A 14,060-nucleotide genomic window follows, 5' to 3' on the forward strand; every position below is an offset into this window, starting at 1 on the left:
AAATTACTCGCTGCGTTTACCCAAAACAGAAATTTCTACAGGCTCACTTTCGTTACCGTCTGCATCTTCAGCTTTGATTACCAGCCTAACCGTTGCTTTTTGAGCAAGCACACTGATACTAAATGTGCCATCATCTTTGGCTACTGCACTACCGATAGGCAGTTCGTTGGAATAGGCGGTTACTGTGGAACCTGCTTTAGCTGTCCCCGTAATTGTACCTTCTCCGTCATACACATCGTTGACTTTCAGTGCTTTCGTAGTTGCAACCGCGTCAGCAGCTGTGTCTGTAGTGCTATCTGTAGTCGTATCCGTAGTTGTGTCAGTATCTGTGTTGGTATCTATGGTTGTAGAGTTGTCCGTAGTCGTGCTATCTGTGCTGGTACTTGTGCTGCTATCTTCTGTTTCACTGCCAGAAGTAGTCGACGTGTTACCATAAGTGGAATCTGTCACATTGCCGTATGTGGAATCCGTCACCGTTCCACCAGGAGTCGTCGTCAGATTATCAACAGGGCTCAGGTTGTAACCGGAAGCAGCATCCAGAATAGCAATCGCCTCTGCACGAGTCAGCGACTTCAGTGGCTGGAATTTACCATCCGGATAACCGTTGATGATTTTTTGCTCCGCAGCTGCCGCTACACTTTTCTTCGCCCAAGCTCCAATTTTGTCGGAGTCAATGAATTTAGTAACATCTGCTGCGTTACCGGCAGTGAGTCCAATAGCTTTGCCTACGATAGCCGCAGCTTCTTGACGTGTTACCTTACCATTTGGTTTGAGCTTGTTATCTGCATAGCCGCTTATGTAACCTGCATTCACGGCACTTGTCAGCTCGTTGTATGCCCAGTGAGAGGCTGGTACATCTGTGAACGTTCTGCTTCCATTACCGTTTACTTTTACACTGTCCGCATACGTTACGTCAGTCACTGCTGGAGTATCCTGCGTGAACGTACCCAAGCTGCGATTCAGGAGAACAATAAACTCTGCACGTGTGATTGCCGCATCTGGTTTCACCGCGCCGTCCAATTGTCCTGTGGCTGACCAGCGTTGCACCTGATCTCCTGCCCAATGTCCACTTGTAGTTTGAGGAGCAGCTGCCGCTGCGCTGAATGCGCTAAGAATAAGACCTGTACTCAATACACCTGTAACTGTATTTCTTAACTTTTTTCCCATGCTATAAATTCCTCCTCTGATTGGATTCATCATTCTTTTTTAAACACTTTACCAGAAATCAAACCCAAATAACCCCCAAATTAAAAAAATCGTCCCATATAACCATACCCCCTCCTTATGTAGGATAAATAAGAAACGGGACTTAATGCCTAGTTATTCACTTGGATATGTATATTTAGACAAGCTAAGGTATACTGAATGAATATTCGGTCATATGCTGGAACACTGCAATGAGGTCACAAAACCCTAAGAAAAGAGGTCTTCTTATGGCTCTTATTCAATGTCAGTTTTATTCTGAAGTTCTTGGTCTGAGCACATCCATGAATGTTATTCTTCCTCAGGCAACCCGTTCGCAAATTGGACTGGAAGGCAAGCAAGGAACCGGGCCACATCCGACGCTGTATTTGCTGCATGGCCTATCGGACGATGATTCAACCTGGTTACGTCGAACCTCCATTGAACGCTATGTCGCCTCATTGGGCCTAGCTGTCGTCATGCCCCAGGTACATCGGAGTTTCTATACGAACATGGAGCAAGGCGCGGCTTATTGGACCTTTATCAGCGAAGAATTGCCGGCTTTGGCACGTTCATTCTTTCCTCTGTCCGACAAGCGTGAAGATAATTTTGTAGCCGGACTTTCTATGGGTGGATATGGTGCTTTCAAACTGGCACTCCAGCATCCAGAGCGTTTTGCAGCCGCTGCCAGCCTTTCGGGAGTCATGGATTTACACGCATCACACACCGATCCTATGCAAAATGCGATGAGTCCAGCGGAATGGCTTAACATTTTTGGTCCAGATGAAATACGTGGAACGGATCACGATTTGCTGGAACTGTTACAACGTCATGCTGCTTTGGGGACCTCACTTCCCCGGCTCTACCAATGCTGCGGCACGGAGGATTTCCTATATAAGGGAAATCAGGCTTTTCGTGAAACATGTAATACTATCGGAGTTCCGCTGACCTACGAAGAAGGTCCTGGAGCTCATGAATGGGGATACTGGGACGCGAAAATTCAGGATGTACTGGCGTGGCTACCGCTCAAAGAGCACTAAACAGGTTAAAAAAATCCCCGCAGCTTCCCTCATCGCACCATGGCGAAGGGATAGGCTCGGGGATTTTTATGCACATTAGGGATTTGTCGTGGTCTCCGTCGATGGAGATCCTTTAGTTAGTGACTTGGGTAGCACCTTGTACAAGCGCCACTCACCGTTAAACTCACGTTCAAGCTGGACCCAAGGAGCGCCTTTTTCATATAAATTCGGATATACCATATTGATTTTACTCAGTGGCATGCCTGACATGATCTTAGGTACAAGGATATAATCCACATGGTTATCCTGCGGATAACTTAATGCCTTATTGAACAAATAATCACTGGTAATCAGGAAGCGTTTTGGATATTGGCTGTAGACAATCATGGTGTAGGCTGAAGCCGAATCGGTCATAATGGTAGACTTCGGCAGATGCTCATCCAACCAGACGGCAATCTTACGATCTGACTCCTGTCTTACATAGTTCACATTACCCGTTCGTGTGAGAAAGCTGTTCTCATCCGGCGCAATATCCGGGCGAGTCAATGCATAGGAAAGTAATCCAGCGGTAAGCAGCAGACTGACGGACACCAGGCCAAAGGCTGCCCTCCGCCATCGTCCCTGAAGCTGGCTCAGCTCATAGGGCAACCAGGCTACGGTAATTGGGAACACGTACATAAAATAACGAAACCATCCGTACGAAGATTGCTTCATCATGAGTAAAAATTGCAACCCTGGCACTGATAGGAACAACAGCAAAATAATCAATGTTCCCCATCGGAACAAGCGTCCACTCAACAGACGAATGAACAGAATAGCAAACAACGGTACCGAATACCAGAGTGTTTTGGAAGCAATAAATTTCAAGGCCACCAGCGGATTGGAGAAAATCTCTACAAACTTATCATCATTCAGCAGCTCTGCCGATTGGGCCGTGTTCGAATACTCCGAATTTAGGAAGTAAAAAGCATTCCCCATAATGAGATAGTTAAAGAAAATCCACAACAGCCCGGAAAAGACCACGGGGAGCAGAAGTAGTAACCAAGTTGCCTCTACCTTGTGCAGTTTTTCTCGCAAGGCCAGTTCACGTCTGCCCATGTTTCGATGTAGAAACATGATCGCCAATACCACTCCACCCGCCATTGCCACGCCCAGAGGAACCGCTTCATAGCGAGTCCAGAACGCCATGGCAAGCGCTAATCCAGAAACAATCAAACTTGCGGTCATGCGATCCTTGAGCCACAATGCAAACTCAATCACCGTCATCATAATGAAGTATATGTATAGCGAATCGCTCAGCCCATTGGCACCAAACAGTAAAATAAACGGATTCAGTGCATACAACAGTGCCAGCATGATGCTCATCCCTGAGCTAAGCCCTGTTCTGACCCCCGCCCGATACAGCAACATAGCGGTCAAAGCGGCAAAGGTAGCACTAAGAATGACAGCAGCCAATCCATAGGTGGCTAATGCCGGAAAGATTGGATACAGCAGTAGAATCACCATTTCCAGAAGACTGGGTAGTGGATTCCAGATAAATCCGATTGCGCCCAGATGCGGGTCACGGCTGTACAGCACATAAAATGCATTAGCTACGCGACTGAGCGCGTCTGTGTGCATATATCCCAGAACATAGCTGAAATAGATGCCCGCAGACAGTTCCAATGCAAGTATAAATACAAACAGACCTATAGCCATCCATCTGCTTGCAGACCATTTGCGAAAGGACATTCCTCTCGTTCCCCCTCAAACTTCTTGCGGTGATACAGCTGTAGCCTAATCACACCCCACAGCTGTATGCTTTCCTCCGCTACGATGCACTAAATATCATAATTATTTTGATTCTTCATGCTCTATTTTGTACAGTCGCCACTGACCGTCAAAGTCATGTACCAACGAGGCCCACGGCGCTCCCTTTTCGAACAAATCAGGATAGTTCCGGTTCACCTGATCCAGCGGTACCCCATCCACCAAGCGCGTGACCAAGACATAATCCACCTTGGAAGCAGGCAGATCCGTTAAAGATTCCCCAAAATCAAAATCACTCGTAATCATAAACTTCTTCGGAATTTTGCTGCTCAAAATGATCGGATAGGCGGCATAAGAATCTGTCAAAATGAGAGATGAACCATAATGCTCATCCAGCCACGGCGCTATTTTCCGCTCAATAATTTGCCGTTCGTAGCTTTCATTACCACTATGCGTTAAATAGCTGTGTTCATCTGCTGCAATCGCGGGGTTCGTCAGTGCGTAGGATAACAAGCCTGCTGTTACCAACATTCCTGCTGTTACCAGAGAGATTCCGATCCCCCTCATTTTCCCCTTCAATAAACTTAGCTCATACGGCAACCAGGCAACCGTAATCGGGAATACATACATAAAATATCGGAACCAGCCAAAAGAAGACTGCTTGAGCATCAGCAAAAGCTGAAGTCCTGGCACCGATAAAAAGATTGCTAATAGCGTAAGCGTGCTCCAACTCAACAGACGTTTGTCCAATAGTCGTATGAGCAAAATGGCAATCAACGGAGCAGCATACCATAAGGTTCGTTGCCCGATAAACTTTAGCATCAGCACAGGGTGGGCAAACATGGCCACAAAGCGTTGATCCTCCAACAAAGCCGCTGATTGTGTGGAATTGGAATACTGCGAGCGTAAGAAGTAAAGCGGATCGCCCATGATAATCCAGTTAAAAAAGAGCCACAGCAGACCGGAAAAGACAAGTGGCAACAATAATAGAAGCCATGTCGCCTCCACCTTGTACAGGCGCTCTTTTAAAGACAATTCCGTTCTAACCCTCTCTCTGTTTGTACGCCACCGGTGCAGAAAAAAGATCGTCAGCAATACACCCACAGCCATCGCAACGCCGAGCGGGACCGCTTCATAGCGTACCCAAAATGCCAGTGCAAGCGCAAAACCGGATACGATCAAATTCGCCGCCTTGCGATCCTTCAACCACATACAAAATCGACTCACTGTCAACAGGATGAAAAAGATATATGGCGAGTCACTCAAGCCGTTGAAGCCAAACAGAAACATAAATGGATTCAGTGAAAATAATAGCGCAATCAGCAAACTGGTTGCACCGTGAAGCCCCAACTGTTTGCCCGTCGCATACAATAATGCCGCGCTCGCCCCTGCAAATAGGCTACTCACAATCACTGCCGCCAGCCCGTGGGAAGCGAGTACTGGAAATAAAGGATAAAACAACAGCACAATCAGTTCCATCAAACTGGGCAGCGGATTCCATACAAACCCGATAGCACCCAAGTGTGGGTCACGACTGTATAGCACATAAAATGCGTTAGCCACTCGACTGAGCGCATCGGTATGCATATAGCCAAGATGCCATGCAAAATACACACCCACGGCCAGTTCAAGAGTAGTAATACAAGCAAACAATGATAGCAATTTTCCGTGTTTTCTTAAAATCATGAAACCTCTTTCTGACGCTGTTGCGGAACGGAGAAGATCCAGTAACGGTTCCAGATATAATTATGAACAGGCACGATGATGGTAGTTAGTACTTCACCGATCAGATACGACCAACCGATCCAGTGAATGGTCACGTACATCAGAGCGGCATTTAAGAGCAAGCCACAGGTACAGACCAATAAATATTTAAGAAACTGGGTGCGGCTTCCCTCGCCGGTAGGCTCGAACGTCCAGTTTCGGTTCAGCACATACGAAACGAGCAATGTAACCACGAATCCGATTGTAGTAGCCGTTACTGCTGGTACCGTAAACAACTCCACCAGCAACACAAGCACACCAACATGGATACCTGTACCCAGCAGCCCCACAATACCGTATTTAATGATTGGATACTTTAGATATGAACGTCTGATCATGTTGATTAAACTCCCTGTCCACCCACAATCGGTCAGCATTCGCCCGTTTATCTGCTATCAGATAGCGAGGCCTAGCTTTGACTTCGTGATATATGGCGGCAATATATTCTCCTACCACACCAATTGACAGCATGAGTACACTGCCAATAATCAAGAGCAGCAAAATGACAGTGGTAAAACCGGTCACAGCATCACCCGTTAATTTGCGCATTAAGGTCTGAATCCCCAATACGACTGAAATCAGCATAAAAATGAGGCCCATCAGACTTACTACCCGCAACGGTACTGTCGAAAACGAAACGATCGCTTCTGCTGCCAGTCGAGTCAGCCCTAACGGACTCCAGCGGCTTGGCCCCTCTTCGCGTGGAGCCACCCGGAATGAAATCTGGGTTTTGCGGAAACCTAGCCAGGCCGTCATCCCACGGAAAAACGGCATCCGTTCTGGCATCGCCATCCAGGCATCCACCACTCGTCGATCCAGTAGCTTATAATCGGAGGCATCCTTGAGATTAAAGCCCGTCAAGCGGTTCAGGGTCGCGTAGAACAAAGAAGCTCCGAGCTTTTTGCCCACCGACTCTTCTCCCCGAAATTCTTTCACACATTCGACCAAATCATAACCTTCATTTTGCCATAAACGTACCATTTCACCAATCATTTCAGGAGGATGCTGCAAATCACCGTCCATGACAATGATTGCATCGCCAGAGGCATTTTCCAAACCTGCACACAACGCCAGTTCCTTACCGAAGTTCCGACTCAGTCGGAGCGCGAGCAAAGAGGGCATACGACGGGACAATTCGGACAGCTTGAGCCACGTATCGTCTTTGGAACCATCATCTACTATGATGAGTTCATAGCGTGAGGTGACAACAGACAATACCCCATCAATTACCTTAAGTGAACGCTCGAGATGCGAGCTTTCATTATACATGGGAATGACGACGGATAAAAAAGGTGTTTTTGTCTCCATTCTTGCTCCTTCTTTCTTCATATTCAGGAGGACTGTGCCGGGGTATCATCCAAGTCGTGCATATCGGTCAGACCATGTGTCGTCTTCTCCCAATAGAACGGCTTGGTAATGAGCTGCCAAGCGGCTTTCACCGCAGCTATACTCATAAGTACCCAATATAACGGCGAGAGTAGCCCATATTTGACCATCGCGTATGAAAATGTTCGTTCACCGCGCTCTTCCAGTTCTCCGATGACCCAATACATTCCGGCCACGTTACTGAATACGAACAGAAAGTTACCAATATAAAATTCCGCGCTGGCCAGGTAATACACATACCCCGGGAACAGCTTGGGAATAAAGGACAATTCCCAGCCAAACCATAAAATAAGCAAACCCCAAAAAATCGGATTCAGCAACGGCAACATCGGAGTTGCCAAAATCATCACCTGAAAGCCGAAAAAGCCCTTCCAGCCCACTTCGCGCACCAGCTTAACCGGATTGCGCATATGAACCAGCCATGTCTGCATATACCCCTTGATCCAGCGTGACCGCTGACGAATCCAGTTGCCCACGCGGCTGTTAGCTTCCTCCCATGTGCGGGAATCGACAATAGCAGTTTTGTAGCCGCCTTTATACAGACGTATGCCCAGATCGGCATCCTCGGTTACATTGTAGGGGTCCCACGCATTAATATCTTTCAATACAGATACCCGAAAATGATTGGATGTGCCGCCTAAAGGAATTGGGGTATCTAACTGCATAATACCCGGCAGCAGTAACTCGAACCACATACTGTATTCTTGAGTGAACCAGCGGGTCAGCAAATTTTGTGTACTATTAAAGTAGTTGAGCTTCGCTTGAATACATGCATAATGCTCAGGGAGTGAATCGAACGCTGCAATGACCTTTTTAAGCTGATCAGCGTCGGGACGATCCTCAGCATCGTAAATCACGACAAACTCGCCACGTGCCCGAATAAGTCCATAATTACATGCCTTCGGCTTGGTTTTCGGCAAACCGTCTGGAACGACCAGTGTCGTGTAATAGGCCGGCAGCTTCATTTCACGAAGTAGCTCGATCGTCTCAATGTCATCCTCTTCAATCAGCAGCCGCACATCCAGCTTGGACTTTGGATAATCCAGCTGCTCCAAATTCCGCAACAACATCGGAAGCACGCCCGCCTCCTTATACATAGGTACAAGAATGGTATAGATCGGCAGTTTCTTTTCATCCATGGCGTCAACCTCTTCCTTCGTAAAACGAAGCTGCGCCCCACGCCGGGAACCGAGATAAATAATGCCAAATTTAAATAGCGTCATCGCAAAATAAAACAGCTGAATCATCATATTGATGATCAACACCGTTTTCCAACTGTTCCACAAGAGACCGAGCAGTGTAATCATACCCATAGCTGCGAACACCCAAAGTTGTCCCTTTGTAAAAGTCGTCCGCGCCGAATTGTGCGGTTCTTTTTCCAATAGCCCAGTCGTGCTCTCCTGCATCATTTCTTCACCGTAGATTTTACCCCAGAGCTGCTCCATCTCTTCCTTCGTAGCAAGCACCTGCTCTACCGGCATACCCAGGATTTCCTCCAGCTTCAAGCGTCGCTCTTCTGGCAACGGATCGCTAACCGCCACAATATATCGGTTCATATACTGATGGATGACGACCACGCCATAAGCCATTGCCACTTGCTCGGGTAGTTTGTACGCCGCATCCAGCGCCAGCTCCTCACCAATACGCCCGATTCGGTTCTGTGTAGCAATCGCGCGGTACAAATCCGCAGGTTCCAGCATTTGCAATGACAGCAAGATGTCGCCGAGCAGCCCGCCGCTCTTCGCCTGGAACTCCAGTGCGCGCTCCAGTTGTTCCGGTAATATATAGCCGGAACGAACCAGCATATCGCCTAGACGCTCCTTGGACTCGTCGCCGTCAACCTGCTCTTGGAGCTGCTCGGCTGTAATGAAGCCCATCTCTACAAGAATATCGCCCAACCTGCCACCGTAACGCTTCTGGTTACGGATGGCATCTGTCAGCTGATCGCGGGTGATCATCCCGTTCTCCACCAGTTGATCCCCTAGACGGGCCTTGCCGTTTCGTCCGCTCTGCGTTCCTGTTGCGGCCTCTTCGCCTTCCGTACCAGGGATACTGGAAGCAGCGCCCATAGCAGCTCCTGCTGCTGTCTGTTCCTGCCCAGAGGCATATTGGACTTGAGCCTCCTGCACCTGTCCATCCTGTATCCCTTCATCCAGCAATTGTTCCACAGCTGCTGCTGTATCATTGGCGTTCTGTATCGCCTGGATACGAAGTTCTGTATCCTGAAGTCGCCGTTCTAACTCTTCAATATGAAAATCAAGCTTGTACAGCACCGGGGCCTGCTCTAACCGCTGAGCCTCTAGCTGTTGTTGCAGTTGTTCGATTCGCTGACGCTCTTCTTTTATTCTTCTCTTGGTTTGGCGAATTGAAACTCCTCCAACCTGCCACCTAAGCTTGTCACCCATGAATTCCCGCCCTTTCAATCCAGCGCCGCTCTTCCGCAAGCGCATCCGCAAGCAGCTGCTTTAACTCCGCATCCCGCTGCTTTTTCCGTTCCAGCGCCGCATGGAAAAGTTCCCGCTCCTCACGCAGTAACTCCTCCGCTTGCATCCGTTCCTCATGCAATGAAGATATCAGTTGATCGGCTTCAGAAGCGCGATAACCGAACCAAGCGCTCTTTAACTGACGCGCCGTCCTTTTAGTTCTCATAATACCTCCCTAGATCATCCCGACTCTGCCTTCAGCTACATCGACTTTAGAGCTTTTACTTGCCGTTCTCCCGAAACCAGGACATACCTATGTTCTCATTCAAGCCCTTCATTTACACATTTATGAAATTGGCCTAATCAAAAGTGCCTCTAGTAACTTGACATTTATTTATTGAATATAGTTCTTGTCCTATTGAATTGGTAATTCAATGAAAAACTTAGTGCTATTCTACCATAATCATCGTAGGCGTAGTATACAAAAATGTAAATTCTAGAAACTTTCACACTAGCGTACTAGTAGGTATTTAGAACTATAAATTAAATGCTATGAAAAATACCTTCCAGGAAATCTATGCATTTCATGATCATTGGGATCATGAATAAAACAAATACCTCAAAAAGCACAAAAGACACCGCGAGCGGTGCCTTTGAAACCTAGATTGCTAATTCCTTAAAATCTGATTTTACACAGCATCCCGCTACTGTGCAAGACAATAATATCTTTCTTTACTGATTAATTTTTCGGCTTGTGCCCTTCAAACCATGTTGATGTATTAGCCAGGAGCTGTTCACTGCGCCCAATGGCTGCCTGTACCTGCCCAGTAGCGGTTCCGCCATATACATTCCGTGCATTAACTACCGCTTCTGGTTGAAGCACCTCATAAATACGATCGTCGAACAGATCCGAAAACTGCTGAAATTCGTCCAGTGTCAGATCAAGCAAATATTTTCCATGCTGGATGCAATACAGCACGGTTTTGCCAATGACCTCATGCGCCTGACGGAACGGAAGCCCTTTGCCGACCAAAAAGTCCGCAATATCAGTTGCATTGGAGAAATCCTGGTTGACCGCTTGACGCATGCGATCCTTGTTCACCTTCATCGTGGCGATCATCGGTGCGAACAGTTGCAAGGCTCCTTCCAGCGTGGCAACGGTATCGAACATCCCTTCCTTGTCCTCCTGCATGTCCTTGTTGTATGCCAACGGCAAGGATTTCAGTACAGTCAACAAGCCCATGAGGTTTCCATAGACACGTCCGGTTTTACCACGTACCAGCTCGGGCACGTCCGGGTTTTTCTTCTGCGGCATAATGCTGCTGCCTGTGCAAAAAGCATCATCCAGCTCGATAAAACCAAACTCCGTGCTGCTCCATAGCACCAATTCTTCGCTCAGACGAGACAAATGCGTCATAATCAGCGAGGCGCCAGCCAGGAACTCTACGATAAAATCCCGGTCGCTGACGGCATCGAGGCTATTTTCATATACGCCATCAAATCCCAGTTGCTCGGCTACAAAATGACGGTCGATCGGAAAAGTGGTCCCGGCCAAAGCGCCAGCACCGAGCGGCAACACGTTAATCCGCTTGTAGCTGTCTTTGAGTCGGTCAATATCACGCTCCAGCATAGACACATACGCCAGCAGATGATGTGCAAATAAAATAGGCTGCGCACGCTGCAAGTGTGTGTATCCAGGTACAATCGTGTCCAGATTATCCTTTGCCTGCCCGATTAATGCAGCTTGTACATCATGCAGCATACCCACCAGCGATACCACACGTCCGCGCAAATACAAGTGCATATCCGTTGCTACCTGATCGTTACGACTACGCCCAGTGTGCAGCTTACCCCCGACCGGACCAATGGCCTCGATTAGATTTTTTTCGATATTCATGTGAATATCCTCATCCGAAACAGAAAATTCAATTTCCCCACGGCGGATACGCTCTAGGACCGTGTGTAGTCCTTCCTTGATCGTGTCTGCATCCTCCTGCGGAATAATTCCACATTTCCCCAGCATGGCCACATGAGCCAAACTGCCTTGAATATCTTCTTCCGCCAACGCCTGATCAAACCCGATAGAAGCCGTATATTCCTCTACCAGCTTGTTCGTTTGCTTCGTAAACCGTCCGCCCCATAGCTTACTCATTGCATGATCCCCTCTCTGCAATACAAGCCGCCCTCGTCGTTTGGACAAGAACGGCCCGCATCCCGTACATTTTTTAGGTTACATCATTATTTATGATTTTGTGTTACACCCGCGTTGACCTTCAAACGAAGAGCATTCAAGCGGATAAAGCCTGTTGCATCGCCTTGATCGTAGGCTTGTGTCGGATCGGCTTCCATGGTCGCAATGTCCGGATTGTACAAGCTAACCGGACTTTTAACGCCTGCGCCGATAATGTTGCCTTTGTACAGCTTCACGCGCACGGTACCACTGACATTTTTCTGACTCTCATGAACCAGAGCCTGCAAAGCGACACGTTCCGGTGCGAACCAGAAACCGTTGTAAACCAAGGTAGCATAACGGGTAATCAGACTATCACGCAGATTCATAACCTCGCGATCCATCGTGATAGATTCCATTTTACGGTGAGCTGTGAACAGGATCGTACCGCCCGGCGTCTCATAGACTCCCCGACTCTTCATACCAACAAAACGGTTCTCCACCATATCCACACGTCCGATACCATGCTTGCCGCCCAGCTCATTCAGTTTTTCCATCACTTGCAGTGGATTTAGCTGTTCTCCGTTCAAAGCGACGCAGTTACCTGCTTCAAATTCCAACTCCAAATATTCTGCTTCATCAGGAGCGTCCTCAGGCGCGTTGCTGAGCAAGAACATTTCTTTATTTTCAGGAGCACTTGGATCAAACCAAGGGTCCTCCAGCACACCGCTTTCATAGCTGATATGCAGCAGATTACGGTCCATGGAGTATGGCTTGGCTGCAGAAGCAGTTACCGGAATATCGTGTTTTTCCGCATAGGCAATCATTTCTGCACGGCCCGGGAACTGATTGCGGAACTCTTCCAGCCGCCAAGGTGCGATCACCTTGATATCCGGCGTCAACGCCGCCGCGTTCAGCTCGAAGCGCACCTGATCGTTACCTTTGCCTGTTGCCCCGTGAGCAATGGCTGTTGCTCCCTCGGCAATCGCAATATCGACCATCCGCTTAGCGATCAATGGACGTGCAATACTCGTTCCGAGCAAATATTGTCCTTCATATAAAGCACCCGCCTGGAACATCGGATAGATAAAATCCTTGGCGAATTCATCACGCAGATCATCAATGTATACTTTGGAAGCCCCCGTAGCGAGTGCTTTTTCCTCCAAACCGTCCAGTTCTTCCTTTTGACCGATATCTGCGGTGAATGCGATGATTTCAGCATCATAAGTTTCTTTGAGCCATTTCAGAATGACCGACGTATCCAGACCGCCGGAATATGCGAGTACGATTTTTTCTTTTGCCATTGTTGAAGTCCTCCCCGATTGCTTACCTTTATCTTCTTTACCTATCAATACCTATCAATCTTATGCCATTAAAGCAACTAACAGTGCTTTTTGCGCATGCAGACGATTCTCCGCTTCATCAAAAATGACCGAATTCGGACCATCGATTACGCCTGCGCTCACTTCTTCCCCACGATGCGCAGGGAGACAGTGCAGGAATAAATAATCCGGCTTCGCCAGCTTGACCAGCTCCTCATTCACCTGGAAGTCGGCAAAAGCAAGCTCCCGCTCCTTCTGCTCTTCCTCAAAGCCCATGCTCGCCCACACATCTGTGTAGATCGCATCCGCATCTCGTACTGCTTCCTGCGGACTTTGGGTTATAACGATCTCACTACCTGTCTGTTTGGCAATTTCACGGGAAGCTGCGACCACACTCGGGTCAGGCTCGTATCCAGCTGGACTTGCGATGGACACATGCACTCCAAGCTTCGCTCCCCCAATCAAGAGGGAATGAGCCATATTGTTACCGTCTCCGATGTAAGCCAATTTGAGCCCTTTTAGCTTACCCTTTTGCTCATACAAGGTTTGATAATCAGCTAGCACTTGGCACGGATGAGCTAAATCACTCAATCCATTGATCACAGGAACGGACGCATAACGTGCCAACTCTACAACATTATCGTGCCCAAAGGTACGAATCATAATGCCATCTAGATAACGTGACATGACTTGAGCCATGTCGCTAATCGGTTCGCCGCGTCCCAATTGAATGTCATTTTTGCTGAGGAAAAGAGCATGCCCACCCAATTGATACATACCGACTTCGAAAGATACCCGTGTACGTGTAGAGGATTTTTCGAAAATCAGTCCGAGCGTTTTCCCTTTTAGCGGCTGATAGGTTTCTCCGTTTTTGTGCTTACGCTTAATTTCAATGGCGAGATCAATTAAATACTGGATTTCCTCTGGAGAGTAATCGTCCAGTTCCAGGAAGTCCCGCCCCTTCAAATTCATCTGCTGCAGTGCGCCGCCCTGGCTCATGCTATCGTCTCCTTTTACACTCTAGTCTAGGATGATTTGGCCTTTA

Annotated in this window: 11 protein-coding genes; 1 reads left to right on the top strand and 10 read right to left on the bottom strand. The window is 48.0% G+C overall.

The genetic code is table 11. From position 1 onward, the window contains the following. Positions 1 to 3: 3 nt before the first annotated feature. Positions 4 to 1,167, bottom strand: a complete 1,164-nt coding sequence (locus NSQ58_RS02010) for an S-layer homology domain-containing protein (RefSeq protein WP_028542121.1) — start codon at positions 1,165 to 1,167, stop codon at positions 4 to 6. 266 nt (positions 1,168 to 1,433) lie between these two features. Here NSQ58_RS02010 and NSQ58_RS02015 point away from each other — a divergent pair, with 266 nt between their 5' ends. Then, a complete protein-coding gene (locus tag NSQ58_RS02015; RefSeq protein ID WP_341056796.1) occupies positions 1,434 to 2,222 on the top strand; it encodes an alpha/beta hydrolase in 789 nt (262 codons plus the stop codon). Between the two features lie 75 nt (positions 2,223 to 2,297). Here the strand turns inward: NSQ58_RS02015 and NSQ58_RS02020 are convergent, their stop codons facing one another. The 9 genes from NSQ58_RS02020 to argF all read right to left on the bottom strand — a co-directional run bounded on the left by NSQ58_RS02020 (position 2,298) and on the right by argF (position 14,014). Beyond that, the gene (locus tag NSQ58_RS02020) at positions 2,298 to 3,932 is read right to left on the bottom strand and encodes a glycosyltransferase family 39 protein (RefSeq protein WP_076156394.1); all 1,635 of its coding nucleotides are present in this window, start codon (positions 3,930 to 3,932) and stop codon (positions 2,298 to 2,300) included. Positions 3,933 to 4,034: 102 nt separating this feature from the next. After that, a complete protein-coding gene (locus tag NSQ58_RS02025; protein ID WP_341056797.1) occupies positions 4,035 to 5,636 on the bottom strand; it encodes an ArnT family glycosyltransferase in 1,602 nt (533 codons plus the stop codon). Then, complete coding sequence (locus NSQ58_RS02030) at positions 5,633 to 6,052, bottom strand: GtrA family protein (protein ID WP_023990626.1); 420 nt, start codon at positions 6,050 to 6,052, stop codon at positions 5,633 to 5,635. Before NSQ58_RS02030 ends, NSQ58_RS02025 begins: the two co-directional genes overlap by 4 nt. Continuing rightward, positions 6,015 to 7,022, bottom strand: coding sequence for a glycosyltransferase family 2 protein (locus NSQ58_RS02035; protein WP_023990627.1), 1,008 nt, complete (start codon positions 7,020 to 7,022; stop codon positions 6,015 to 6,017). The genes NSQ58_RS02030 and NSQ58_RS02035 overlap by 38 nt, the downstream gene beginning before the upstream one ends. A 23-nt stretch (positions 7,023 to 7,045) precedes the next feature. Next, on the bottom strand, positions 7,046 to 9,505 hold the full coding sequence (locus NSQ58_RS02040; protein WP_279835377.1) for a glycosyltransferase family 2 protein: 2,460 nt from the start codon (positions 9,503 to 9,505) through the stop codon (positions 7,046 to 7,048). Further along, on the bottom strand, positions 9,498 to 9,749 hold the full coding sequence (locus NSQ58_RS02045; protein WP_028542126.1) for a hypothetical protein: 252 nt from the start codon (positions 9,747 to 9,749) through the stop codon (positions 9,498 to 9,500). Before NSQ58_RS02045 ends, NSQ58_RS02040 begins: the two co-directional genes overlap by 8 nt. 513 nt (positions 9,750 to 10,262) lie before the next feature. Beyond that, positions 10,263 to 11,675: an argininosuccinate lyase gene (argH, locus tag NSQ58_RS02050; RefSeq protein WP_028542127.1), complete on the bottom strand. Its 1,413-nt coding sequence runs from the start codon at positions 11,673 to 11,675 to the stop codon at positions 10,263 to 10,265. 86 nt (positions 11,676 to 11,761) lie between these two features. After that, complete coding sequence (locus NSQ58_RS02055; RefSeq protein WP_013312249.1) at positions 11,762 to 12,997, bottom strand: argininosuccinate synthase; 1,236 nt, start codon at positions 12,995 to 12,997, stop codon at positions 11,762 to 11,764. A gap of 60 nt (positions 12,998 to 13,057) precedes the next feature. Continuing rightward, positions 13,058 to 14,014, bottom strand: a complete 957-nt coding sequence (argF, locus tag NSQ58_RS02060; protein WP_028542128.1) for an ornithine carbamoyltransferase — start codon at positions 14,012 to 14,014, stop codon at positions 13,058 to 13,060. Between the last annotated feature and the right edge of the window lie 46 nt (positions 14,015 to 14,060).

The sequence above is a fragment of the Paenibacillus sp. FSL M7-0134 genome, assembly GCF_038007865.1.
In the GTDB taxonomy this organism is placed as follows: Bacteria; Bacillota; Bacilli; order Paenibacillales; family Paenibacillaceae; genus Paenibacillus; species Paenibacillus polymyxa_B.

Excerpts from the sequence above, each read along its gene's own strand:
- NSQ58_RS02010 (WP_028542121.1), bottom strand. The coding sequence starts at position 1,167 with ATGGGAAAAAAGTTAAGAAATACAGTTACAGGTGTATTGAGTACAGGT.
- NSQ58_RS02015 (WP_341056796.1), top strand. The coding sequence starts at position 1,434 with ATGGCTCTTATTCAATGTCAGTTTTATTCTGAAGTTCTTGGTCTGAGC.
- NSQ58_RS02020 (WP_076156394.1), bottom strand. The coding sequence starts at position 3,932 with ATGTCCTTTCGCAAATGGTCTGCAAGCAGATGGATGGCTATAGGTCTG.
- NSQ58_RS02025 (WP_341056797.1), bottom strand. The coding sequence starts at position 5,636 with ATGATTTTAAGAAAACACGGAAAATTGCTATCATTGTTTGCTTGTATT.
- NSQ58_RS02030 (WP_023990626.1), bottom strand. The coding sequence starts at position 6,052 with ATGATCAGACGTTCATATCTAAAGTATCCAATCATTAAATACGGTATT.
- NSQ58_RS02035 (WP_023990627.1), bottom strand. The coding sequence starts at position 7,022 with ATGGAGACAAAAACACCTTTTTTATCCGTCGTCATTCCCATGTATAAT.
- NSQ58_RS02040 (WP_279835377.1), bottom strand. The coding sequence starts at position 9,505 with ATGGGTGACAAGCTTAGGTGGCAGGTTGGAGGAGTTTCAATTCGCCAA.
- NSQ58_RS02045 (WP_028542126.1), bottom strand. The coding sequence starts at position 9,749 with ATGAGAACTAAAAGGACGGCGCGTCAGTTAAAGAGCGCTTGGTTCGGT.
- argH (WP_028542127.1), bottom strand. The coding sequence starts at position 11,675 with ATGAGTAAGCTATGGGGCGGACGGTTTACGAAGCAAACGAACAAGCTG.
- NSQ58_RS02055 (WP_013312249.1), bottom strand. The coding sequence starts at position 12,997 with ATGGCAAAAGAAAAAATCGTACTCGCATATTCCGGCGGTCTGGATACG.
- argF (WP_028542128.1), bottom strand. The coding sequence starts at position 14,014 with ATGAGCCAGGGCGGCGCACTGCAGCAGATGAATTTGAAGGGGCGGGAC.